The 24,474-nt window shown below is 66.0% G+C and carries 23 protein-coding genes; 10 read left to right on the plus strand and 13 right to left on the minus strand.

The window, feature by feature from the left end; all coding sequences use genetic code 11:
• Nucleotide 1: 1 nt before the first annotated feature.
• The 3 genes from AYK61_RS07110 to rfbD are packed head-to-tail and all read right to left on the minus strand — an operon-like array spanning nt 2 to nt 2,886.
• Entirely contained in the window at nt 2–1,096 is a 1,095-nt protein-coding gene (locus tag AYK61_RS07110) for a sugar phosphate nucleotidyltransferase (RefSeq protein ID WP_121870296.1), read from the minus strand.
• Complete coding sequence (locus AYK61_RS07115; RefSeq protein ID WP_121870297.1) at nt 1,086–1,997, minus strand: glycosyltransferase family 2 protein; 912 nt, start codon at nt 1,995–1,997, stop codon at nt 1,086–1,088. Before AYK61_RS07115 ends, AYK61_RS07110 begins: the two co-directional genes overlap by 11 nt.
• Nucleotides 1,998–2,031: 34 nt before the next feature.
• Complete coding sequence (gene rfbD / locus AYK61_RS07120) at nt 2,032–2,886, minus strand: dTDP-4-dehydrorhamnose reductase (RefSeq protein WP_121870298.1); 855 nt, start codon at nt 2,884–2,886, stop codon at nt 2,032–2,034.
• A gap of 444 nt (nt 2,887–3,330) precedes the next feature.
• Between rfbD and AYK61_RS07125 the strand changes: the two genes are divergently transcribed.
• The gene (locus AYK61_RS07125; RefSeq protein WP_121872535.1) at nt 3,331–4,755 is read left to right on the plus strand and encodes an LCP family protein; all 1,425 of its coding nucleotides are present in this window, start codon (nt 3,331–3,333) and stop codon (nt 4,753–4,755) included.
• 57 nt (nt 4,756–4,812) lie between these two features.
• Nucleotides 4,813–5,538 (plus strand): TIGR03089 family protein, encoded by a 726-nt coding sequence (locus AYK61_RS07130; protein WP_121870299.1) that lies wholly within the window; start codon nt 4,813–4,815, stop codon nt 5,536–5,538.
• Here the strand turns inward: AYK61_RS07130 and AYK61_RS07135 are convergent.
• The 3 genes from AYK61_RS07135 to AYK61_RS07150 form a co-directional block, all read right to left on the minus strand.
• Nucleotides 5,526–5,852, minus strand: a complete 327-nt coding sequence (locus AYK61_RS07135; protein ID WP_121870300.1) for a hypothetical protein — start codon at nt 5,850–5,852, stop codon at nt 5,526–5,528. The two genes, AYK61_RS07130 and AYK61_RS07135, sit on opposite strands and share 13 nt — an antisense overlap.
• 59 nt (nt 5,853–5,911) lie before the next feature.
• Nucleotides 5,912–6,385: a 5-(carboxyamino)imidazole ribonucleotide mutase gene (gene purE, locus AYK61_RS07140; RefSeq protein WP_057477451.1), complete on the minus strand. Its 474-nt coding sequence runs from the start codon at nt 6,383–6,385 to the stop codon at nt 5,912–5,914.
• A gap of 241 nt (nt 6,386–6,626) precedes the next feature.
• A complete protein-coding gene (locus AYK61_RS07150; protein ID WP_121870301.1) occupies nt 6,627–7,880 on the minus strand; it encodes a 5-(carboxyamino)imidazole ribonucleotide synthase in 1,254 nt (417 codons plus the stop codon).
• Between the two features lie 147 nt (nt 7,881–8,027).
• On the opposite strand from AYK61_RS07150, the gene AYK61_RS07155 reads away from it, so the two are divergent.
• Nucleotides 8,028–8,588: a GtrA family protein gene (locus AYK61_RS07155; RefSeq protein WP_183130195.1), complete on the plus strand. Its 561-nt coding sequence runs from the start codon at nt 8,028–8,030 to the stop codon at nt 8,586–8,588.
• 5 nt (nt 8,589–8,593) lie between these two features.
• Here AYK61_RS07155 and AYK61_RS07160 read toward each other — a convergent pair whose 3' ends face one another.
• From AYK61_RS07160 to AYK61_RS07175, 4 genes are read right to left on the minus strand one after another with little or no spacing between them, the layout of a single operon-like run.
• Entirely contained in the window at nt 8,594–9,913 is a 1,320-nt protein-coding gene (locus AYK61_RS07160; RefSeq protein ID WP_121870303.1) for a HAMP domain-containing sensor histidine kinase, read from the minus strand.
• 6 nt (nt 9,914–9,919) lie between these two features.
• A complete protein-coding gene (locus AYK61_RS07165; protein ID WP_121872536.1) occupies nt 9,920–10,600 on the minus strand; it encodes a response regulator transcription factor in 681 nt (226 codons plus the stop codon).
• A 39-nt stretch (nt 10,601–10,639) separates the two neighbouring features.
• Complete coding sequence (locus tag AYK61_RS07170; protein ID WP_237669608.1) at nt 10,640–11,239, minus strand: PH domain-containing protein; 600 nt, start codon at nt 11,237–11,239, stop codon at nt 10,640–10,642.
• A gap of 47 nt (nt 11,240–11,286) precedes the next feature.
• Nucleotides 11,287–12,123: a biotin--[acetyl-CoA-carboxylase] ligase gene (locus AYK61_RS07175; protein WP_121872537.1), complete on the minus strand. Its 837-nt coding sequence runs from the start codon at nt 12,121–12,123 to the stop codon at nt 11,287–11,289.
• Nucleotides 12,124–12,219: 96 nt separating this feature from the next.
• Between AYK61_RS07175 and AYK61_RS07180 the strand changes: the two genes are divergently transcribed.
• From AYK61_RS07180 to AYK61_RS07190, 3 genes are read left to right on the plus strand one after another with little or no spacing between them, the layout of a single operon-like run.
• Nucleotides 12,220–13,860, plus strand: coding sequence for an acyl-CoA carboxylase subunit beta (locus AYK61_RS07180; RefSeq protein WP_121870305.1), 1,641 nt, complete (start codon nt 12,220–12,222; stop codon nt 13,858–13,860).
• Entirely contained in the window at nt 13,857–14,120 is a 264-nt protein-coding gene (locus AYK61_RS07185) for an acyl-CoA carboxylase subunit epsilon (protein ID WP_121870306.1), read from the plus strand. The genes AYK61_RS07180 and AYK61_RS07185 overlap by 4 nt, the downstream gene beginning before the upstream one ends.
• Nucleotides 14,117–14,785 (plus strand): nucleoside triphosphate pyrophosphatase, encoded by a 669-nt coding sequence (locus AYK61_RS07190; RefSeq protein WP_259467956.1) that lies wholly within the window; start codon nt 14,117–14,119, stop codon nt 14,783–14,785. The genes AYK61_RS07185 and AYK61_RS07190 overlap by 4 nt, the downstream gene beginning before the upstream one ends.
• A gap of 48 nt (nt 14,786–14,833) precedes the next feature.
• Here the strand turns inward: AYK61_RS07190 and AYK61_RS07195 are convergent, their stop codons facing one another.
• Nucleotides 14,834–15,277 (minus strand): flavodoxin domain-containing protein, encoded by a 444-nt coding sequence (locus AYK61_RS07195; protein ID WP_121870307.1) that lies wholly within the window; start codon nt 15,275–15,277, stop codon nt 14,834–14,836.
• Nucleotides 15,278–15,391: 114 nt separating this feature from the next.
• On the minus strand, nt 15,392–16,777 hold the full coding sequence (locus AYK61_RS07200; RefSeq protein ID WP_121870308.1) for a hypothetical protein: 1,386 nt from the start codon (nt 16,775–16,777) through the stop codon (nt 15,392–15,394).
• 155 nt (nt 16,778–16,932) lie between these two features.
• Here AYK61_RS07200 and AYK61_RS07205 point away from each other — a divergent pair, with 155 nt between their 5' ends.
• Nucleotides 16,933–18,198 carry a glycosyltransferase gene (locus AYK61_RS07205; RefSeq protein ID WP_259467957.1) on the plus strand — a complete coding sequence of 422 codons (1,266 nt, stop codon included), beginning with the start codon at nt 16,933–16,935 and terminating at the stop codon, nt 18,196–18,198.
• 5 nt (nt 18,199–18,203) lie between these two features.
• On the opposite strand, the gene AYK61_RS07210 is transcribed toward AYK61_RS07205, so the two are convergent.
• Nucleotides 18,204–19,508, minus strand: a complete 1,305-nt coding sequence (locus AYK61_RS07210; protein ID WP_121870310.1) for a hypothetical protein — start codon at nt 19,506–19,508, stop codon at nt 18,204–18,206.
• A gap of 602 nt (nt 19,509–20,110) precedes the next feature.
• Between AYK61_RS07210 and AYK61_RS07215 the strand changes: the two genes are divergently transcribed.
• From AYK61_RS07215 to AYK61_RS07225, 3 genes are read left to right on the plus strand one after another with little or no spacing between them, the layout of a single operon-like run.
• Nucleotides 20,111–21,559, plus strand: coding sequence for a condensation domain-containing protein (locus AYK61_RS07215; RefSeq protein WP_121870311.1), 1,449 nt, complete (start codon nt 20,111–20,113; stop codon nt 21,557–21,559).
• A 46-nt stretch (nt 21,560–21,605) separates the two neighbouring features.
• Nucleotides 21,606–23,063 carry a condensation domain-containing protein gene (locus AYK61_RS07220; protein WP_121870312.1) on the plus strand — a complete coding sequence of 486 codons (1,458 nt, stop codon included), beginning with the start codon at nt 21,606–21,608 and terminating at the stop codon, nt 23,061–23,063.
• The gene (locus AYK61_RS07225) at nt 23,041–24,414 is read left to right on the plus strand and encodes a condensation domain-containing protein (protein WP_183130197.1); all 1,374 of its coding nucleotides are present in this window, start codon (nt 23,041–23,043) and stop codon (nt 24,412–24,414) included. Before AYK61_RS07220 ends, AYK61_RS07225 begins: the two co-directional genes overlap by 23 nt.
• Nucleotides 24,415–24,474: the final 60 nt, after the last annotated feature.

Genomic DNA, 24,474 nt, shown 5'->3' on the forward strand with positions numbered 1-24,474 from the left:
GTCAGACGTCGGTCGAGAAACGCACTCCACCGTCGGGCAATTTGACCCCGGGCCACACGCGCGCGCCGCGGAGCAACTCGCAGCGAGCCCCGATGTCGGCACCGTCGCCGATGACTGCGTCGCGCACCAGTGCACGGGGTCCGATACGGGCACCGAAGCCGAGAATGGATCGCTCGACGACGGCCCCTGCTTCGACGATCGCACCGTCGAACACGACGGCACCGTCGAGGCGGGCACCCGCCCCGATCTCGGCACCGCGTCCGACGACGGTTCCACCGATCAGCAGGGCACCCGGTGCCACGCCTGCACCCGGGTGGACCAACGATTCGCCGCGATCACCGTGCAGTGCGGGCGACGGCGCGATGCCGCGAACCAGATCGGCCGAGCCCTTGACGAAATCCTCCGGTGTTCCCATGTCTCGCCAGTACGCACTGTCGACGTGCCCGTAGACCTTCTTGTCCTCGGCGAGCAAGGCGGGGAACACCTCTCGCTCCACCGACACCGGGCGATCGGATGGAATGGACTCGATGATCTCGCGCTTGAAGACGTAGCAGCCCGCATTGATCTGATCGGTCGGCGGATCCTGAGTCTTTTCGAGAAACGCTGTCACTCGGCCGGATTCGTCCGTCGGCACGCAACCGAACGCGCGCGGGTCACCGACGCGAACCAGGTGCAACGTGACATCGGCCTCGGTGGTTCGATGCGTATCGAGGACAGCTGTCAGATCGGTGCCGCCCAGGACGTCACCGTTGAAGACCATGACGTTCTCGGCGCGCAGACGCGGCAACACGTTTCTGATGCCTCCGCCGGTGCCCATCGGCTCGGTCTCGAAGACGTACTCGAGTTCGATACCGAGCGAGGATCCGTCCCCGAAATGCTGCTCGAACACTTCGGCTTTGAACGAAGTACCGAGAACCACGTGCTCGATACCCGCAGCCTTGATGCGCGCCAGCAGGTGCGTGAGAAACGGCAGCCCTGCGGTGGGAAGCATCGGCTTGGGTGCCGAGAGCGTCAGCGGCCGGAGCCGAGTTCCCTTGCCGCCCACCAAGATGACTGCGTCGGTACGTGCGGCGACCGATGTGGAACTATCCGACATGTCCAGCCTCTGTTCTCTCGTCCGATTCTCGTCCGTCAACTGCACGCGCCCGAAGCGCCGAGGCCACAACGATCTTCGAGCGAAGACCGAGACCGCCGCGCAGTGCCCATCGTAAGGGAGCCTGCCACGTCCGGTCGTGCCGATCGGCCTGGAATCGGTACGCGCTGGTGTGATGTGCGGGCAACATCACTTCCGGATGCCGTCCTGCCGCATGGCCTTTCGAGTGGGTCACCTCGACGTCGGGAACGTAGACGTTGTGCCAGCCCGCTCTGCCGAGCCGGTCGCCGAGATCCACGTCCTCCATGTACATGAAGTAGCGCGAGTCGAATCCACCGATCGAGTCGAACGCCGAACGCCGCAGCAACAGGCAGGATCCCGACAGCCACCCCACCGGCCGCTCGCTGACCGTCTCGTTCTCCTGGCGATACCGCCGAGTCCACGGGTTCGTCGGCCAGAGCTTGCCCAACACCGCGTGGCCCGCACCGGACGTGAGATCGGGCACCGACCGTGCCGATGGGTACCGCGAGCCGTCGGGCTCGCGAATGAGCGGTCCGAGGGCACCCGCCCGTGGCCACCGCGCCGCAGCGTCGAGCAGGCCGTCGAGCGATCCGGGATGCCACCGCACGTCGGGATTGGCCACGACGACGAACTCGATGTCGGGGTCGATCTCGGCCACCGCGCGATTGACTGCTGCGCCGTAGCCGATGTTCGCGCCGGTTCGCAGCAACTCCGCCTCCTCGAACGCGACCTCGGCTGCCTCGGGCGTACCGTCGACCGAGCCGTTGTCCGCCATGATCACCCGAAGGGGACGCGTCGTCGCCTCACGTAGAGACGTCAGGAACTGGTCAAGGTATTCGCCGGGTGAATAGGTCACCGTCACCACGGCCAGCTCGGAACTCACGCGGGCAAGACTAGCCCGATCTCGCGTCGAACCCTCATGTCGACTGCGCCAAGGCTGCTGTCAACGCGTCCGACCACGGCCGCGCCGGCGTCAAACCGGCCTCGACCCACGCGGTCGGTGAGAGCACCGAGTACGCCGGGCGAGGTGCCGGAACCACGTACTCGGCACTCGAGCACGGGTGCACTCGCTCGGGATCGGCTCCGATCCCCGCGAACACCGCGCGTGCGAGGTCGAACCAGCTGGCCTGCCCCGCATTGGTGTAGTGCAGCGTTCGTGCGCCCACAGCAGGGTCGGCTTCGATCTCGAGCAGGCCCGCCGCCAGATCGAGGGCGAACGTGGGCGAGCCGATCTGGTCGTTCACCACAGAGAGCGTCTCGCGCTCACCTTCGAGTCGGCGCATCGTGGTCACGAAATTCTTGCCCGTGTTGTCGTACACCCATGCGGTCCGCACGATCACGGCCTCGGGCAGCTCCTCGTGCACAGCGAGCTCGCCGGCGAGCTTGGTGCGTCCGTACGCCGACTGCGGCGCGGTCTCGGCATCGACCTCGTACGGTTCGGTTGCTGTGCCGTCGAACACATAATCGGTGGAGACGTGGATCAGCCGGGCTCCGACACGCCCGCAGGCGCGCGCGAGATTTCGAGGGCCGTCCGCGTTGACCGCGGACGCCCTGGCCTCGTCGGTCTCGGCGGCATCGACGGCGGTGTACGCAGCACAGTTGATCACCGTTGCCCCCGCGCTCACCGCGGCAGCCACGGCGTCGGGGTCGGTGATGTCCAGGTCGGCGGAGGAATATCCGGACACCTCGACACCGTCACCTCGTTCGGAGGCCAGAGACATCACTCGGCGGCCCAACTGGCCGTGTGCACCGGTCACCACGATCGCATTCACGGTTGCCAAGTGTGGCACGCCGCGTTCGCTTCGGCGAGGCAGCGACCGGCGACAAGTAACCTTCGAACGGCGGGGGGAGAACAACGAAGTAGGCGGGTGTTTCAGGCCGGCCGGAAACGAGAGAGGGTCGTCACGGTGCCACGAGATCCAGGCACGCCCGGAGGTGAGCGCACTCCCCCGCCGAGGCGGAGCGCTCCCCGGCGACCCGACGGTCCCCGAGCGCGCACCACGGGCCGCCCCAGCGACCGAGGGGGCGCTGCCCACCGATACGGCGACGACGAACTCCGCGGAGAACGCAGGCAGAGAACTCGCAGCGAAGGTGCGGACAGACCGCGCCGGCCGGATCGGCGCAACCAACGCGGCGGCGTCGAGCAACCCGAATCCGGCGGCAGGTCGCCTCGCGCCGCCGGTACCCGGTGGCCGGCGACCCACGTCGCGGTCGCCGTGCTCTCGATCCTCGTCCTGCTGGTGACCGGTTTCGCATGGCGCAGTGTCGACAGCCTGCGCTCCAACATCGCCACCGCGGGTGGTCTCGGTCTCGGCGGAGCCGCCGACGGTGCCGTCGACATTCTGATGGTCGGCACCGACAGTCGTACCGATGCCCACGGCAACGCGTTGTCCCCAGCGGAACTGGCGTCCCTCAATGCCGGCGAAGAGGTGGCGTCCAACACCGACACGATCGTGCTGATCCGCGTCCCGAACGACGGTTCGTCGGCCACCGCGATTTCCATCCCGCGAGACTCGTACGTCGAGGTACCCGGCATCGGAATGTCGAAGATCAACGCTGCGTACGGCGCGACCAAGGAGAACAAGCGGCTCGAATTGGTGGAGCAGGGTGTCACCGACGCCGATGCCGAATCCCAGGCCACCGAAGCCGGGCGCGAGGCCCTGATCGACTCCGTCGCCAACCTCACCGGTATCACCGTCGATCACTATGCCGAGGTGGGGCTGCTCGGTTTCGTGCTGCTGACCGATGCCGTCGGCGGTGTCGAGGTGTGCCTGAACAACGCTGTGCAGGAACCACTGTCGGGTGCGAACTTCCCGGCGGGCGTGCAGAAGCTCGCCGGTTCGCAGGCTCTGAGTTTCGTCCGTCAGCGGCACGATCTTCCCCGCGGAGATCTGGACCGCATCGTGCGCCAGCAGGTGTTCATGGCCTCGCTCGTGCGGAGTGTGCTCAGTGCCCAGACGCTGAGCAACCCCGGAAAACTGGGCCAACTCAGCACTGCTGTGCAGCGATCGGTGACGCTCGATTCCGATTGGGACATTCTGCAGTTCGCCACTCGCCTGCAGGATCTCGCCGGCGGCAAGGTCAAGTTCGAGACGATCCCGGCAGTCGACATCAATGCGACGACCGAGTTCGGCGAATCGATCGTGCAGGTCGATCCGGCTGCGGTGAAGAAGTACGTCGAAGGACTGCTCGGCGACGGCAATTCGGCAGAGACCAACGCCGAGGATTCGGACGCACCGGTTGTCGATCCGTCGACGGTGACGGTGGATGTCGCGAACGACAGCGGGATCGACGGACTCGCCAACGGTGTCGCCGGTTCGCTGACCGCATTGGGATATGTCGACGGCACCATCGGCAACTACGAGGGCACGTCGATCTCGGCAAGCCGCATCCAGGCTGCCGATGTGGACAGTGACGCCGCGCGCGCCGTCTCGGCAGCGCTCGGCGGACTACAGATCACCGCCGACGACTCGCTGTCGGCGGACACTGTGCGCGTGGTACTCGCGAACGACTACGCGGGGCCCGGCTCGGGTCAGGCCGCGACTGCGGAAACCATTGCTCCCGAATCGGGTACGGCGATTCCCGAGGCACCGGCCGCTCCGATCGACGCCGGCTCCACCGGTCCGATGTGCGTCAACTGATCGGTACCGCTCACAGCGTGTGAATCGGTGTCGGCGAGCGTCATCTAGGGTCGTGGGGTGGCTTCGAATCTGACTCAGACCCTGCTCGACCCGATTCTCGCCGCCGATCCGGCCGGTCCGCGCGTGACGTTCTACGACGATGCGACCGGTGAGCGGGTCGAGGTGTCGGCGGTGACCCTCGCGAACTGGGCGGCCAAGACCGCCAACCTGTTGCGCGACGAGTTCGGCTTCGAGGTGGGTGGCAGGGTGAGTGTGCTGTTACCCGCGCATTGGCAGACGGCTGCGGCGCTGCTGGGAATCTGGTGGGCAGGCGGCGAGGTGGTCGTCGGGGCCGACGACTCCGCGGACGTGGCGATGGTGTCGGGTGATCGGCTCGATGAGTCTCCCGACGCAGACGAGGTGCTGGCGTTCTCGCTCGACGCATTCGGCAAGGCAGTCCCCGATCTGCCGATCGGTATGACCGATTACGCAACGTCGGTGCGGGTGCACGGCGATCAGTTCAGGGTCGCGGGTTCCGGGAGCGGAGGCGCGGCGCTGGACGGGCGTTCGGTGGACGAGGTACTCGCTGCCGCTCGTGAGAGAGCCGACGCGCGGTCGTGGTCGGCCTCGGACCGAGTCATGTCCAGCGCGTCCTGGACGACGGCCGACGAGCTGGTCGACGGTCTGCTCTCGGTTCTCGTCGTGGGTGCGTCACTGGTTCAGGTGGCCAATGCGGACGAGGCGAAGTCGCAGCGGCGCGCCGAGACCGAGAAGGTCACCGCTACTACTGCTCAGCCGGGCTGACGGTAGCCACCGTCGGCGAGTCCGGCCTCTATCTCGTACTTGTTCGCCGGGCCCCGATGTCGCGCTTCTTCGGCGAGGTAGCGGAACGGGAAGGTGAGCCCGAAGTTCGCCCATTGGTCCGCATGTACGGCCTCGTGCCGCAGTACCCGACGGGCGGTGTTGCCCTTCGTCAGATAGGCACCGCCGAATGTCGTTCCGCCGCGGCCGAACCCACCGCGCAGCCCGGTGCACACGAACAGGGAGAACTCGTCGTCGAAGCGCGCCGTGCCGCGCCAGAGCCGGGCATAGAGCAACGCCGACCGCGTCACGAACATGGACTGCCGACTACCGCGACCCGCGCGTCTGATCTGCTCGCTCCGAGACACGGCTGCGTTCACCCGAGCAGAGTGGTGCGCAGCGCTTTGTCCTTCTCCAGCACCATGGCCTCGAGAGAGGCCTGGAACGCAGACATCCGTTCTTGCAGAGCCGGATCGGACGCACCGAGAATCCGGACCGCGAGCAGCCCGGCGTTGCGTGCACCACCGATGGAGACCGTGGCCACGGGAACACCGGCAGGCATCTGGACGATCGAGAGCAGTGAGTCCATACCGTCGAGGTACTTCAGGGGCACCGGAACGCCGATGACCGGCAGCGGCGTCGCCGATGCGACCATGCCGGGCAGGTGGGCCGCTCCCCCGGCCCCGGCGATGATCACCCGAATCCCGCGGCCTGCGGCCTCGCGGGCGTAGTCGAGCATGCGCTGCGGGGTGCGGTGCGCCGACACCACGCCGACCTCGAACCGAATTCCGAACTCCGCGAGCGCTTCTGCCGCGGCTTCCATGGTCGGCCAGTCGGAGTCGCTGCCCATGATCAGGCCGACGGCAGGAGTGGAGCCTGCGGAACGACCATCGGGGGCAGGAGTGGAGCCTGCGGAACGACCATCGGGGGCAGGAGTGGAGCCTGCGGAACGACCATCGGGGGCAGGAGTGGAGCCTGCGGAACGACCATCGGGGGCAGGAGTGGAGCCTGCGGAACGACCATCGGGGGCAGGAGTGGAGCCTGCGGAACGACCCTCGGACGCAGGCCCGGCCGGAGCGATAGTGGAGTTGTCAGTCATCGTGCGGGTCCCATCCGTCGGTCCATTCGGCGTGCGACATCCAGTGCGCCGCGCGTTCGGCTCGCTCGCGCACCGAGGCCACGTAGGCGGGGTCGGCGAGCGAACCCGACTGCGCGCCCAGGATGTTCACGTGGCCGATCTTGCGATCCTTGCGCTCGCTCTTGCCGTACAGATGCACTTTCGCATCGGGCATGCGGGCGAACAGGTGATGCAGCCGCTCGTCCATCGTCATCTCGGGGGCCTCGGGCGCGCCCAGAATGTTGGCCATCACCGTCAGCGGAGCGAGTGGATCGGTGTCACCGAGCGGGTAGTCGAGTACCGCGCGTAGGTGCTGCTCGAACTGCGAGGTGCGACACCCGTCCATGGTCCAGTGACCGGAGTTGTGGGGTCGCATGGCGAGTTCGTTCACCAGAAGCTTGCCCGAGGTGGTCTCGAACAGTTCGACCGCGAGGTCGCCGACCACACCGAGCGCACCTGCGATGTCGAGGGCCAGCCTGCCTGCGAACGTGGCCACGTCCTCGTCGAGGTCGGGGGCCGGTGCCAGCACGACGGCGCATTGGCCGTTGCGCTGCACCGTCTGCACGACGGGCCATGCAGCTCCCTGGCCGAACGGCGACCGTGCAACCATGGCCGACAGCTCGCGGCGCATGGCGACCTTCTCCTCCACCATGAGCGGTACACCCAGGTCGAGTTGGGCCGTGACGATCGCCTCGGCTTCCTCGGCGTCGGCGGGCATCCACACTCCGCGCCCGTCGTAGCCGCCGCGAACGGCCTTGAGTACCACCGGCCACCCGTGCTCGTCTCCGAACGCGATCGCGTCCTGCGCCCACGAAACCTCGGCGTAGGCGGGGCCGGGCGCTCCGAGTTCGGCGAGCTTGCGACGCATCCGAAGTTTGTCCTGGGCAAAAATCAACGCGCTCGGCGGCGGTTGTACGTTGACGCCTTCTGCCACGAGAGTCTCGAGGTGCTCGGTGGGCACCTGCTCGTGATCGAAGGTGAGCGCATTGGAACCGGTCGCGGCCGTGCGCAGCGCATCGAGATCGTCGTGGTGCCCGAAGACGACGTCGGGGCTGACCTGAGCTGCCGGCTCGTCGGCCCCCGCGGCGAGGACGCGAAGAGTCTGTCCGAGCTCGATCGCGGACTGATGAGTCATTCGGGCGAGCTGACCGCCGCCGATCATCGTCACCACGGGCATTCCGGTCGACGACGGGCGCGCAGCAGTGGGGCGCGGTTCGGTACCTGTCACGGCTCACCATGGTGTCATGTCGCGCGCATTCGGTCCGACCCGGCGTCTGGCACGGAAGACGGCAAGCTGGGCGAGGACCTGTGGAAACCCTGATGATCGGAGCCTCGGTTCGGCGAAACCGGGGTGTGTTTCGTAGACTTCACCGTTGTGCCGACGATCGCAAGCGTGCTCCAACGCCTACCCACGCCCATTCGGGATCTCGCGATTCGGCACAGTGAGCTGATCAAGTTCGCCATCGTGGGTGGCACGACGATGGTGTTCGACCTCGTCATCTTCTATTCACTGAGCCTGACGGTGCTCGAGCAGAAGCCCGTGATCGCCAAGATCATCTCGGGTGTTCTCGCCACCCTGCTCAGCTACTTCCTCAACCGCGAGTGGGCCTTCAAGCATCGCGGCGGACGCGAGCGACACCACGAGGCACTGCTCTTCTTCGCGATCAGCGGCATCGGCGTGCTCATCGCAGCCGGTCCCCTGTGGATCGCGAACAACATCTTCGACATTCGCGACACCAGCGAATCCCTGACGACGGTGGTCATCATCGACTTCGTCCTCAACTACATCATCGGCAACCTGCTGCAAATGGCATTCCGGTTCTGGGCACTGCGCCGCTTCGCTTTTCCCGAGGACAACGCGCGGACGATCCTGGAAGTGGACGCCGAACGCAACGAGGACCCGACCGACGCAGCGGACGCACTCGACCAACCCTGAGACGCTCAGCGCGGCTCGCGTCGAGGCACGGCAGGCGACGGTTCACGCCACGCAGGCAGGAACACCGAGAAGAGCGCGGGACGGCGTCGCTGCAATTCCAGCCTGCCTCCGTCCGCCTCGATCAGGGCCCGGGCCAGAGCGAGCCCGACACCGGTGGAACCGGCTCCGGAGAATCCACGGTCGAAGATGTGCGGAGCGAGTTCGTTGCTCACCCCTGGCCCCTCGTCCGAAACCTCGACACAGACCAGTCGTTCACGGCGTCTCTCGGTGCTCTCGACGGCCGAGACGGCCCGAACCGCCACCGTGCATGCCCCGTCTCCGTGCACCAGAGAATTGTCGATCAGCACCGAGACCGCTTCGCGCAACCGCGATCCGGTCACCGAGGCCTTCAGATCTACGTCACCCTTGATCACCAGGGTCCGCCCCGCGTCCTCGAAGTTTCGCTGCCATTCGACGATGGTGCCGAGCAGTTCCTCGACGACCGAGACCTCGTGCGCGTCGGCCGCGCCGTCACTACGAGAGGATCGAACGAGCTCGTCGATGGCAAGGGTCAGTCGGTCCACCTGATCCATCGCCTCGTTGGCCTCGTCGACCACCGCCGGATCCGGGTGCGTGGAAATCTCGTCCAGGCGTAGGCGGACAGCGGTCAGGCGGCTGCGGAGCTGATGCGAGACATCGGCAACCAACGTGTGTTCACGCTGCAGCCGTCCGGCGATCTCGACAGTGGCCGAGTCGAGAACTTCCGAGACCCGATCGAGCTCGGCGATGCCGTGCCGTCGTGGGTCCGGCCGGAAGTCGCCCTCCGCCAGGCGAGCAGCTCGCCGCGCCACATCCTGCAGCGGATCGGCCAGCCGCTTGGCTGTCACGACGGCCACGACGGTGCCTGCCATTGCAGAGGCGAGAACGACGAGGGTCACCGCTCCGAGCGCCTGACGCTGAAGAGAACGCATGTCGTCGGACGGCACTTCGAGCCGAAGCGAACCCGAGGTACCCATCGACAGCGACTCCACCAGTGGTCGAGGCACGGAGGACTGTCCGATGTCCGCGCGCGATGCGGCATCCTCGGGGGTCGGGTAGATGACCACGAGCCGGCCACCCTGCGGGATCGCCAACCGAAGCGAGCCGATGTCGAGCTGGCCCTCGATCAGCCCGGTCGACCCTTCCTGCGAGATGATCTCCGCCGCCATTCGATCCAGGCGTGCCTGCAGGTCGTTGCGCGTGAAATCCTCCACCCACAACCAAGCGGTGTACATCAGCGGCAAACCGAGCAGCAACGCCGTCATGACGACGACAGCGAGAATCGAGACCAGAATTCGACGCCGCATCGACCGCTAGTCGCTGTTGATACGGAAGCCGACGCCGCGCACCGTCGCGATACGACGCTCGGCCACCGGTCCCTCGTCGCCGATCTTGCGACGCAGCCAGGACATGTGCATGTCGAGGGTCTTCGATCCACGCAGCTCCGCGTCGCCCCAGACCTCACGCAGGATCACTTCGCGAGAGACGACTTGGCCCGCATGGTCGAGCAGAACCTTGAGCAGCTCGTATTCCTTGTTGGCGAGAGATATCTCGCTGCCGCCGACCAGGACGCGTCGAGCAGCGGGTTCGAGGCGAATGGCACCGACCTCGATCGGGGAGTCCTCCCCGGCACCACGGCGACGAAGCAACGCACGTACGCGGGCCATGAGCTCGGCGAGCCGGAAGGGCTTGCCGACGTAGTCGTCGGCCCCGGCGTCGAGACCGACCACGAAGTCGACTTCGTCGGTTCGTGCGGTGAGCATGAGTACGGCAACCTCGGATCGGTTGGCACGCACCTGCCGACACACTTCGAGGCCGTCCATCCCCGGTAGGCCGAGGTCGAGTATCAGCAGATCGAATTTTCCGTCCAGCGCGCGCTGAAGGGTTGCGGGGCCGGTCTGTTCGACGGTCACCGTGTAGCCCTCACGCCCGAGAGCTCGGGACAGGGGCGCAGCGATGGCTTCGTCGTCTTCGGCAAGCAGCACGTCGGTCACATCGGTCACCATACGGTTCGAAGGTGAGAACAGCCTGTGTTACCTGCGTTTCCCAGCTCGCCAACCGGGCTTGGACTCGGCAGCCGAATCCTCGGGCATCGGCTCGAACGCAGCCTCCCGGCCGTGCACGGATTCGCGGCGGTACTCCATCGAATCGAATACCTGCTGGTAGAGCAGGGAATGCACTCGTTGCACGTGCGGAATGTCGTCGAACTCGAGTGGATCGTCCGATGCCGAGGCGATGATGAGCGTGCCGGTCCGCAACATCCGGTCGATCAGTCCGTGTCGAAACTGGACGTTGCTGATTCGGCTCATCGGAATGTCGATGCCGGAGTGGGTGAGCACGCCCTGCCTGATCAACACTCGTCGATCGGTGACGATGAAGTGCGTGCACTTCCAGCTGATCAGCGGCACCAGGCACCGCCACACGACGATCGCCGCCCACAGCACAGCGGTGGCGATCATGGCGACGTTCGCAGCGGTCGATTCGAGCCGCGCACTCGCGACCCCGAGGCCGACGCCTGCCAGGCCCGTGACGAGCACGAAGGTCACCGACGGCAGGACGAGCATCTTCCAGTGGGGGTGATGATGAAGCAGGAGCTCTTCCTCGTCGGCCAACGCGTCCTGTGGATAAGCCACGTGCACTCCTGACTACTCGCTACGACTTCCGTCGAGTCGATATGGTCTCACGAGAGAGGTCGGAGATGAGTGACATCACCGGCCGCTACGGCCAGCACCGACGGCCGGTCGGACCCGGGTTGCTCGACCTCGATCACGATCCGGCCGTGCTCGTCGACGTCGACCGCGGTTCCGACCTTCTCGTCGCCGCCGGGCAGATCGACTCGCACGCGCTGCCCGATGGTGCCGCACCTCTCCCGGTACCGGTGGACGAGGGCGTCGGTGTTCCAGTTCGAGTCCCGCCACGAGTCCACCTCGGCGGCCATTCCACGCAGAATCGCCCGAACCAACGTGTCGCGGTCGAGAACCGCGGCCCCCTCCAGCGCCAGTGACGTCGCCGTGGGTACCGGCAGCTCGTCGACCGTCATCGACACGTTCACTCCGAGACCGATGACGACAGTGGGCGACGGTCCGTGTGCGGCGACCTCGGCCAGGATGCCCGAGACCTTCTTGCCACCGATGAGGACGTCGTTGGGCCATTTCAGTCGAGCATCGACTTCACCGACGGTGCGCAACGCGTCGACCAGAGCGATTCCGGTCATGAGCGACACCCACCCGAGCACCGCAGGATCGATTCCCGGGAACTTCAGCAGCATCGACACCAGAATCTGTGACCGCGGCGCGCCGGAGAACGGTCGCGCGTGCCTGCCGCGTCCGCTGTCCTGATGTTCGGCGATCAGTGCCGTGCGGTCGGCGTAGTTCGCTGCCCCCGCGATCAGGTCGGCATTGGTCGAACCGGTTTCCGCTACCACGTCCACCCGCGACCAGGAGGCCTGCGGGCCGTCCACCAGTGCCCGGCGAAGCGCGCGAACGTCCAGTGGTGGGCGGTCGAGGTTTGTCCACATGCGCACCAGCATATGGGCTCGTCCGACAGGCCGACGACCTCGGCGAACCACCCTCGGTCGGGGCGCAGATCACACTCGCAGTTAAAGTGGTTCCCCATGACCAGCGTCCAGGATTCCACTGCACACGGGTCGGCCGAAGCCCCCGATATCCATACCACTGCGGGTAAATTGGCCGATCTTCGTAAACGTCTCGCGGTTGCGGAGATTCCGTCCGGTGAGGCGGCGGTGGACAAGGTCCACGCCAAAGGCAAGCTGACCGCCCGCGAGCGGATCACCGCCCTGCTCGACGAGGGCTCGTTCGTCGAACTCGACGCCCTGGCCCGGCACCGCTCCCAGAATTTCGGGTTGGCCGACAACCGGCCGTTCGGTGACGGTGTCGTCACCGGCTACGGCACGGTCGATGGCCGCGATGTGTGCGTGTTCTCCCAGGACGCGACCGTCTTCGGCGGCTCGTTGGGGGAAATCTACGGCGAGAAGATCGTCAAGGTCATGGACCTGGCCGTCAAGACCGGCCGCCCTCTGGTCGGCATCAACGAAGGCGCCGGAGCCCGCATCCAGGAAGGGGTCGTCTCCCTCGGACTGTACGGGGAGATCTTCCACCGCAACGTCCGCGCGTCGGGAGTGATCCCGCAGATCTCGGTGATCATGGGACCCGCCGCAGGCGGGCACGTCTACTCCCCGGCGTTGACCGACTTCGTGGTCATGGTCGACGGCACGAGCCAGATGTTCGTCACCGGACCCGACGTCATCAAAACCGTCACCGGTGAGAACGTCACGATGGAAGAACTCGGCGGCGCGAGAACCCACATGGAGAAATCCGGGGTCGCGCACTACGTCGCCTCCGGTGAACAGGACGCCCTCGACTACGTCCGCGACCTCCTGTCGTACCTGCCGTCGAACAATCGCGCCGACGCCCCCCGCACCGCACCGTCGGACCCCGTTGTCGGGTCGATCGAGGACTCGCTCACTGCCGAGGATCTCGAACTCGACACCCTGATCCCCGATTCACCGAACACCCCCTACGACATGCACGAGGTCATCACCCGGATCCTCGACGACGACGAATTCCTCGAAGTCCAGGAAGGGCGGGCACGCAACATCATCGTCGGGTTCGGGCGCATCGACGGCCGATCGGTGGGGATCGTGGCCAACCAACCCACCCAGTTCGCGGGCACATTGGATATCGACGCCTCCGAGAAGGCTGCCCGGTTCGTGCGCACCTGCGATTGTTTCAACGTCCCGATCATCACCCTGGTCGACGTACCGGGCTTTCTGCCCGGCACCGGCCAGGAATACAACGGCATCATCCGACGCGGCGCGAAACTGCTCTACGCCTACGGCGAAGCAACGGTCGGGAAGATCACCGTCATCACCCGCAAAGCGTACGGCGGGGCGTACGACGTGATGGGATCCAAGCACATGGGAGCCGACGTCAACCTCGCCTGGCCCACCGCACAGATCGCCGTCATGGGAGCCTCCGGAGCCGTCGGATTCGTCTACCGCAAACAACTGCTCGACGCCGCGAAGAACGGTGAAGACGTCGACGCCCTCCGCCTGACGTTGCAGCAGGAATACGAGGACACCCTCGTCAACCCCTACATCGCCGCCGAACGCGGCTACCTCGACGCCGTCATCCCACCGAGCCACACCCGCGGCCAGATCGTCACCGCACTACGACTACTCGAACGCAAACAAGTCACCCTCCCACCCAAGAAACACGGAAACATCCCACTATGAGCGGCGAAGCGAATCATGACGCAGAGACTCTCGACGAGGTGGTCTCTCCGACCCCCGCTGCCGTTCGAGTGGTGAAGGGCAATCCGAGCGACGAGGAACTCGCCGCGCTGGTGACGGTTCTGACGGCTGCGCAGAGCGGATCGGAGTCGACGGGCGATTCTCGTCCCCGTGAGCTGTGGGGTTCCCCGGAGTTGCTGCACCGCCGGTTCGCGGCTCAGTCGGCGTATTCGTACGCCGCGTCGGGCCGCCACACGCGGTGACGCTCCGATCCTCCGACGCGGCGCCTGGCGCTGTTCGTCTGGTCCTGGCGTCGGCGTCGCCTGCGCGCCTGTCGGTGCTGCGCGGTGCCGGGGTGGAGCCGATCGTCCGGGTGTCGGGTGTCGACGAGGATGCGTTGACCGCAGCACTGGGGCCGTCGGTGACTTCGGAAACGGTGGTCACGGAACTCGCCCGGGCCAAGGCTGCGGCGGTGGCCGAGACGTTCGCGGATTCGACCGACGATCTGGTGATCGTCGGTTGCGATTCGATGTTGGCCATCGGCGGGGAGCTGCACGGAAAGCCACACTCGGTCGAGGTGGCGCGCGAGCGATGGCAGTCCATGGCGGGCAACAGCGGCGAATTGCTGACCGGCCACGCTGTGCTCCGGGTGACCGACGGCGTAGTCGTGGCGCAGGCTGCAGCACACAGCACGACCGTCGTGCATTTCGCGACGCCGTCCTCGGTGGACCTCGAGGCCTACCTCGACTCCGGTGAACCGCTGTCGGTGGCGGGGGCGTTCACGCTGGACGGTCTCGGCGGCTGGTTCGTCGACCGCATCGAGGGCGATCCGTCCTCGGTGATCGGGATAGGCCTACCGCTGGTGCGCACCCTGCTCACTCGTGTGGGTACGTCTCTTGCCGCTCTGTGGGACGGAACCGCGTCCTGATCGTTTCGGCTCCGCCGGCCGCTGGGCCATCGGAGCCGATTCCTACCGTCAGGGCAGCAGGTCGATCAGTTCGCGAGCCCACTCCTCGGCCATCGTCTTCGGCTTGATGTTCGACGAGCTGTCGTGCCGAGCGTGGGTGCCGATCTGCTTGCCGCCGAGTTCGGTGAGCTTCTCGGCCATGATCTCGCCGCCGCGGTTGAACGTGTCCTCGTAGACCCGGTCGCCCAGTCCGAACACCGCGAACTGCAGTCCGGCGAGGTCCGGCGCGTCCTCGACGAGTGCTTCGTAGAAGGGTTCTGCCCCGGTGGGGAGCTCTCCGTCTCCGTAGGTGGAGCAGATGACCACGTGGAAGTCGTCGGTGTCGATGTCGGACACCTCGTACTCGAGCATGTCGCGTACCTCGGCGTCATGATCGCTGAGCACGTCCGCAATCTTGTCGGCGACCTCCTCGGCCGTACCGGTCTCGGACCCGAACAACACGACCACTGCCATGGATCGCTCCCCTTTCTCACACCTGCCCGAACACTCGAACAGTCGGAAAGCATAGCCTCACCGGCGATCCGGTCGAAAATCCGTCCTCGCCTGCAGTTGTGACTTGTCTCGAGGTCACCAGAATTCGGGCGTCAGGCCCCATCGATCGAACTCCGCCTCGACCAGCCCTCGCAGGTGTTCCTTGCTGGGAAAGCTGTCCGGATCGAGCCCGGTGACGCACAGGGTCGCGCGTTCTCCCGATTCGTTCCACCAGGCACTGACGCCGCCGCCGGTGCGGCGCAGCAAGGCCACGTCGGTGTTCTGCGTGATCGACCTCATCGCCACCGCGGTGGCGTCGACACCACCGATGGTGCGCAGTGCAACACCTCTGGCACCGAGATTCGAGCACAGGCACAGCGGAGCCGAGCCCGACGCGGCGAGTTTGGCGACGATCGCGTCGGGCAGCAACTGCATCAGCGGTTTGAGGAGCTCGAACGTCGTCGTGACCGTGCGATCGGCCTGAGTTCTGAATGCCTGCTTGCTCGACGCACGAATCGCACCGAGATCGTCGAGGTACGCCGCTCCCGGTTCGACGTGGATCGAGACACCGGATGTCGCGTTGGCGCGCCGATCTCCCGCGGTCCTGGTACTGACCGGGAGGGCGACGCGTACCCGGTCCTCCGTGGACACTCGGCCGCTCCCGGTCAGGATGCCGAGCACCACCGCGACCAGCAGACTGTTGGAACTGCCGCCTTTGCTCGCCGCGGCAGCAGACCACTGCGCGGACAGGCAATCGACGACGACGGTGCTCGGCGTCCACGGACCCTCCGCAGGTGCGACGATCACACGTGGACGGTCCGCACCGGTACCGGTGCCCTCCGGCATTCCCTCGCTCGGGTCGGCGGACGCCGTGGATCGTGCCCGTACCGCCTCCACCGCGGTGCGGCCGAGCGCTCGTGCCGCACCCGAGAGCGCCGCACCGACACGGCCGACACCATCGAACAGATCGGCGCGCGAGATCACCGACGCGGACGCGGAACCGTCATCGAGCCCGACCCGTGCGAAATCGTCGGGAACAGCGTGTCCGGCCAGCGCGGCCGCGGCCGCGCTGGTGAGGGCGCCGCCGTCGCCGACGACGTGGGAGCCGACCAACGACACGACTGTGCCGCCGTCGTCCACCGAGGTGGCCGACAATCGCCACGCCGGTCCCCCGATCGGGTCCAACGGCACCGCGGCCTCGTCCTCGATCCAGCTGTCGACCGCCGCGCGGGCGATCGGTGATCCGATGACCACGGGATCGGCGGATCGACGCGCTGCGGTCCAGCTGTCACGGGCTCCCGGCACTCGGGCCCGCCGAACGGATCGATCGATGGGGCCTGCGGCGAGCATTTGCCACATCGATCGGAGCGCGTCCGGTGCGACGGCGCGGTCGAACCGCCAAACGATCTGGTTCACCACGGGTACCCCGAGAACGCATTCCATGCGGAGGAACAGGTCGTCGTCGTACGTCAGTCTTTCCACCACGCGAGACTATCGCTGCGCGAGTGCGGACGCAGGTGGGCCGCAAATGTGTTTCCCGCCATATGTTTTCCGACCCGGACTGCGGCGGGCGGGACTGATAGGTTGAGGACGTTTTCCACGCCGACGCGACTGCGAGTGACCCTATGAAGTTCGTGATGCCATTCAACGGCAGTCGCGGTGACGTGACGCCCGGTCTTGCACTCGGCGTAGAGCTCGCGGATCGCGGACACGACGTGGTGTTCGGCGCACCACCCAATCTGATGGAGTTCGCTCGCGCGAAAACGGCTGAGTCCGAACGCGTCAGCGTGGTCTCGTTCGGGCCCGACACCCAGCGGCTGTTGGAGTCGGAGTTGATCAGGGTGCGCATCAAGTCGCGTAACCCGCGAACCAGGATGGCGGCACTCGCGGAACTGGCCAATCACGGCTGGGATCGGATGACCACGGAACTCGAACGGATGGCCCAGGGTTGCGACGCGATCGTCACCGGTTCACTGGGGCAGGAGATGGCGTTCAACATGGCGGAATCGGCGGGCAATGCCTTTGTGGCACTGCACTATTGCCCGCTTCGACGCAACGGCGTGGTGCCCGTGACCCCGGGCGTCGCGTTGCCCGGATACGTCAACCGATCGATGTGGGCGCTGGCGGAGTCGATGCGCTGGAAGTCCATGAAGGCTCGCGAGAACGCGCAGCGAGTGTCTCTTGGCCTGGCACCGACGAGGAATTCACTGCCCGTTCGATCCGAACGCTACGGCGGAGTGGAAATTCAGGCCTACGAGTCGGCACTGTTCCCCGGGCTCGCCGAACAGTGGGGCCCGCAACGGCCGTTCGTCGGATTCCTGGGGCTCAGCAGCGTTCGCGTCGACGCCGATCCCGCGCTCGAACGATGGCTGCAGGCGGGCTCCGCGCCGGTGTACTTCGGATTCGGCAGCATGCCCGTGCCCGATCCCACGGCGCTGCTGCGCATGATCGAGAACGTGACCGGACGACTGGGCGTTCGCGCTCTCGTCTGTGCCGGCTGGAGCGACCTTGCCGGTGCCGATCCTGCTGCCGCCCAGTCGAACTCGAACATCATGATCGTCGAGTCCGTCGATCATGCGAGCATTCTGCCGCGCTGCCTGGCTGCGGTCCACCACGGCGGCGCGGGTACCACGGCCGCGACGGCGCGGGCCGGAGTGCCGACGCTCGTCTGCTGGTTCAGCGCCGATCAGCCGTTCTGGGGAGCCGCGCTGCGCCGGATCGGAGCTGGGACCAGCACGAAATTCTCGGCGTTGACCGAATCCGTTCTACAGCAGGGCATTTCCGATATCACCACCGACCGAGCCAGGCAAGCGGCACGCCGACTCGCCGACACCGTCGCCCCGACCACAACAGCGGTGGCCGCAGCTGCCGACATCACCGAGGCGGCAGCGCGGAACCGCTGACGCACTCACCAGAAGCGCGCAGTCAATTCCCAGCGACCGAGCGCCTCCGCCAGGTGGTCACGCAGCGCCTGGTCGTCGGCGAATCGATCGGGATCCATGGCGTGGACGGTCACGGTGACGCTCGCGCCCGTCTCGCACACCCACGCCGTGAGGCCACCGTCCAACGACCGCGCGAACGCGGCGTCGGCACCCGCGAAGGTCGCTCTGCCCGATACTGCGCGAGCTCGAATACCGGCCACCGTGGTGAAGACCTCGGGCAGAACACCCAGGTTCGACGCCAGACCTTCCGCACCGTCACGCGGTTGCGGAACACGCGCGACCACGGCGTCGGGCAGCATCTGCACGAGGGCCTGCGAGATGCCTGCCGGTGGCAGACCGGCAGCCTGCCTCGACGCGAAGGCAGTGAACGCCGCCTTGCTGGTTGTCCGAATCGTCGACAGATCGCGGTCGGCCGCGTCGGTGACGGGGACCTCGATCTTGACGATCTTGGTGGCATTGGAGCGGGTGTCGTCGGCGGTGCGATCGCTGACCGGCAGTGACCACTGCACCGAGTCTCCGATCGAGGCTCGCCCGGCCTGCCCGGAGGCTGCCGTGAGGACCGCGATGAACAGGGAGTTCGACGTGCCACCCCATCGCCGGGCGGTTGCTTTCCAGGCATCTGCGTCCACCTCTGCCACCGCGTGGGGCGATACCCAGTTCGCGTCCACCGCCTCGGCCTTCGGCTGCGAGCGAGTCGGCTGCGAGCGCGGGACAGCAGCGTCCGAACCGGACCGGGTGGGAATCGGGAGTGCGGACGCAGCGGCGTTCACCAGCCAGCCGGCGACCGACCGCACCTGCTCCACGGCGTCTCGTAGGTCCGAGCCGATGGCTGCTGTGCCGTCCGCCGTCGCAACCGACCGAGGTTGCTCGGACGGGGAATTGGCAGCACCGAACGCGGCGATCAGGGCGCCGCCATCGGCGACCATGTGCGAAGCGACCAACGACAGCACCGTCCCTCCGTTCGCCAACGGTGCCGCTGCCAGTCGCCAACCGAGCCCGGTCTCGGGATCGATGTCGCGATCGAGGCGACCGTCGGCCCAGGCCAGTACATCGGTCGATTCGATGAAGTGTGGGTGAAAATCCAGTGAATGGGAGACGTTCGAGGCGACCCATCGATCGCGGGCACCAGGCACCGTCGACGCGACCACTCGGCGCGCGAGCAGACCGTCGGACAGGTTGTCCCGTAGTTTTTCCAGGTCGATTCGCTGGACGGATTCGTCGAACCACCACAGGAACTGGTTGTAGACGGGATATCCGATGCCGTGATGCATTCGCAAGAATAGGTGATCGGCAAATCCAATTCGAGTCACGCGCCGAACCTACTACATGCGAGAAACAGGGGCAGCGGTGTCAATTCGCCACCACCAATGCATTCACATTCGGCAATAGATGCACAAAAGGGGAACCTGATTGTGTCCCGCACCATGTTCGGGCCATTCAGTGACGTAGGTCGTGCGCCGACCAATGAGGCAGTCCGCATCACGCTCCGACTGTGAACTGTCATCACTACGACCAGCAAAATCAGTGATCCGATCGTAGGATACGACAATCGGACACACCGACGACTCCTGATCGGAGACCGGCGGGTCAAGACGCTCGACAGTGAGAAGTATTACTTTTTTGCGTCGCGAAATAATTTCGCTTTCGCCCTATCGTGAGTGCTGATCTCACTTCGGGTCGACGGCAATGACGTTGTTCTTTCAATGCGGAAAGCAGCAATCAAACAGCAATCCAACAGCAATCGGATAAACGACTGATCGGCTGAACCAGCACCGCTGACAGGTTTACACGATCGACTCGACCGTAATCGAACGTGCAATACCGAACCAACGCCGCACACCGCCGACCGAGCCCGGAACGGAAGAGGACTCCCATGGAATACACCGAACTCGCCGACTACCCCCTCCCCGCCGGTCGCCTGACCGAGTGGGTCCCCCGCGTCGAGAACGACCGTTGGGCACAGGACCCCCGCGGGCTGTCGTTCACGCACCAGGACCATTGCGAGCGAAGCGCACCGGGCTCGTGGATCGGCACGGTGTTCGAGATTCATCGCCGCTACGACGTCGAGGCAGTGCGTGCAACCATCGCCGCGTACATGGGTCGTCACGAGGCGTTTCGGACCAAGGTTCGGCGGGACGAGGAATCCGGTTCCTGGCTGCGTTACACCGCACCGACGGATGCAGTGCAGGTGACCGATCGGGCACACACCGAACCTCGGACCGAGACTCAGGTCTTCAGCCATCTGCACTCCTGGTTCGGCGAAACCGTGTCTCCGACGGCATGGCCGCACTTCGTCCTCGCCACCATCGAACCGGACGATGCCTCACGTGCTCTGTCGAACGGACCCGGAGAGTCGTTCCTGCTCGCGTTCGCCGCCGACCATTCGGTGATGGACGCCTACAGCCAGATCTACGCCATCAACGAGATCGACCGGCTCTACGCACACGCCCTCGAGGGCATCGACCCGGAGTTGCCCGAAGTGGGCAGCTACGTCGACTTCAGCCAGTCCGAGAGGGCTCTCGGCGAGACGCTCACCGGTGACCACAGCGCCGTGCGCACCTGGCAGGACTTCCTTTCCGTGGAGGACGGACGCTTTCCCGCGTTTCCGCTTCCGGTGTCGGTCGACCGTTCGCTCACCGGCACCGGCCCGGCCGCGCAGAGCAGCATCTCGTCCTGGCTGCTGACCGCCGATCAATCGGATGCCTTCAACGCCGCATGCCGCGCCGCCGGGTACAACATGCAGGCCGGAATCCTCGCCGCTCTGGCGCTGACGAACGTGCGCCTGTCCGGCCGCACGACGTTGCGCACCGTGATGCCGATGCACACCAGAGACGAACAGAAGTGGGCCGCGGCGGTCGGCTGGTACGTCGGAATTCTGCCGATGGAGATCGAGCTCGAGAACGCTCGCACGTTCGGGGAGGCGCTCGAGGCGGCGGCAACTGCAGGCGCGGCCAACAAGGGGTTGGCGCGGATGCCGTACTCGAAGATCGCCCAGATCCTCGAATCGACGGAAATTCCTCGATTCGTGGTGTCCTACATCGACCTTCGGTTCCTCCCGGACGCCGAGCAGTGGCAGGGCCGAAAGGGTCGGGCTCTGCGGAGCAACTGCCACGCCGACGACGAGGTCTACTTCTGGGTCAACCGGACGCTCCAAGGGCTCAACATCTCCGCTCGATTCCCCAGCTCGGACGTCGCGTCCACCAACGTCCACCGCTTCATCACCGAATTCGTCGCGGTGTTGACGGCAGTGATCGACTCCGACGGTGGTACCGATACGGTGCTCACGTCGGCCTCTCGGTCGGTGACCGTCGCCGCAGAGTGAGCCATCGAATCAGCCCGCGGCCCTTTTCGAGGAGGATGAAGCGACGATGATCATCACCGCTATGGGTCGGTGGAATCCGGCTCCCGGCCGGCTGCTCGAATGGCACCCCACTTCGGCTGCCCGGGCGAGTGCCGAAGCGGCTCCTGTCGATTCGGCTCCGGCCTCGTTTCTCCAGGAGGACCACCTGAAGGCCGCGTGGGCGGCCCGCGAACGCGGCGATGTTCACACCGCGTACACCGGGGTGGCAACCGAGATCGACGGTGACGTGGACACCGACGCGATGAGCCGCGCGCTGGCCGCCTACGTGCTGCGGCACGAGGGTCTTCGATGCTGGTTCGAGGTCGAGGGAAACGACGTCGTTCGGCATCTCGCTCCACCCGAGGTCGCGGCGTTCGAAGTATCCGACGCCGGAGAAGCGACGGACGACGACGAATTCCAACGGTACGTACGTGGGCGCTTCTCGTCCGAGGCGACCGCGGACGCCTGGCCCGGATTCGTCGTCGGCGTCGTGGCCAGGCCCGGCAGCTTCACCTTGTACTACGGCGCAGATCACGCATTCACCGACGGCGGCTCGCAGGCGTTGGTCATCAGCGAGTTGACCGATCTGTATGCGCTGGAGACCGGTGCGGACGTACCGATCCCCGCGGAGGCAGGTAGCCATCTGGCCTACGCCACCGACGAGCGGGCTCGGGCCGCGACGTTCGGGGCCGATTCTCCCGAAATCGCCGCTTGGCGAGACATTTTCACCCGACACGACGGGCGAATGCCTCGGTTCCCGCTCGACCTCGGACTCGCGCCGGGCGAGAAAGCTCCGGTTCGCATCGTCGAACGCGACCTGTTGAGCAAAGAACTGACCGCTGCATTCGACGCCGCATGCAAGGCCGCCGGGGCCCGGATGAGCAGCGGCATATTCGCCGCCGTCGGGATCACCGACTTCGAATTGGCGGGAAACACCGACTACTTCGGGATCACCGTGCTCAGTACCCGGCACCACGGTGACTACGGACAATCCCAGGGGTGGTTCGTCAATTTTGCTCCGGTCGCGTTCGAGGTGGCAGGAAACGACACCTTCTCCGACGTCGCGGTTCTGGCCCACCGCGGCTTCGAGCAGGCCAAGCAGATCGCGGAGGCCCCGGTGCACGCCGCACTGGGCGCTCTGGCCGCCGACGGCACTCTCGGTAGCGAGTTGGCAGTGAGTCCGAACATGCTCTCGTACATCGACTTTCGCTGGTTCCCCGGCGTCGGGCGAGACGCAGACACGCGCGCCGAGCATTTCACCGGTGAGGGCTCGACGTCGAACGCATCGATGTGGATCAACCGAGACGGTGAGCACTTGTACCTGGTGGCCCAGACTCCCGATACCGAGGTTGCCGCCGCAGCGGTGAAGCGGTACCACGATCATCTGGCCCACGTACTGGAAACCATTGCACGCGAAGGTGACTACAGCCTGACGCTCGACGATCTCGTTCAGGAGCCGGCCGGTGCGGGTCACCTCGATCACTGAGTACACACCACGCGCGGGCACGGTCGTCGAGTTCACCGCCGTCGTCACCGGGGAGCCGCAGCCGTCACCGATTCCACCGTCGTTCAACCAACGGTTTCACCTCGGTGATCTGGACGAGGCCGAGCGCGTCTGGATAGCCGGAGCCTTCGAAGTGCAGGGCAGCCTCGATACTCGGGCACTCGGGTGGGCCTTCGAGCACCTGATCGACCGCCACGACACCCTGCGCAGTTCCTTCGTTCGCATGGCGGCCGGAATCGAGCGGGTGGTCTACGAACCGGGTTCGGTGCAGATGAGGCAATCCACTCGAACCACCTTCTCGTCGGCGTCGATGCTCCGGAATCATCTCCGACGCACGCTCGAACTGCACTGCGATGCACGACGATTCCCGTCGTACACCTGTTTCGGAATCGACCGGCCGGATACCTCGACGATCCTGTGCGCATTCGACCACTCCAACGTCGACGCCATGTCGATCGCCGTCGTGGTCGACGAGATCCACACCCTGTACGACGCCTACCGCCGCTGCCCGTCGAACCCGGAAGCAGACCTGCCTCCGGTCGGCGGGTTCGTCGAGTACTGCCGCGTCGAAGCAACCCAGCCACTCGTCGACCCAACGGACGAGCGCATGGTGCGGTGGTCGACCTTCCTCACCGAGTGCGGGGGCACCACGCCACGTTTCCCGCTCGACCTCGGCGTCGCCGAGGGTGAAACCGCGCCTCAGGCAACGACTGTCACTTCCCTACTCGACGCGCAGCACACCCTCGGCTTCGAGCAGCTCTGTGCCCGGTCCGGAGCCGGAATGTTCGCCGGCGTCGTAGCTGCGATCGGGCAGGCGTGCGTCGGCATCGGCGGACCGAGCCGCGTGCCGTTCCTGTTCCCGTTGCACACCCGCCATCAGCAGCAATTCTCGCGAGCACTGGGCTGGTTCACCACCAACGCTCCCATGACCTTGGAGGTCGAACGCGACCTCGCCGACACGATCACCGCGGCCCACACAGCGTTTCGCGCGGCACTACCGCTGAGCACCGTTCCGATCCCCCAGGTACTGAACAACCTCGGTGAGGCCTTCACCCTGTCGCGTCGAGATGTGTTCATGGTGTCCTACATCGACTACACCAGAATCGAAGGACACGAACGCTTCGATCGAACCGATGCGCACCACATCAGCAATGCCACGGTGTCCGACGACGCACAGTTCTGGGTCTCCCGCACCACATCGGGCCTGGCCCTGCGGTCACGATTTCCCGACACTGCAACGGCACGCTCGGTGATGAACGCGTTCACCGCCGAACTCGACGCACTCATGCGGGCCTCCGCAGCGAAACCCGAGAGCGCTGCCCTGACGCCCTGACGAACCGATTCCGCATAGGATCGACAGTGCAGACCGTTCACCCCCGGGCGGGCCGCCAGC

It is taken from the genome of Rhodococcus sp. SBT000017 (assembly GCF_003688915.1).
GTDB lineage: Bacteria > Actinomycetota > Actinomycetes > Mycobacteriales > Mycobacteriaceae > Rhodococcoides.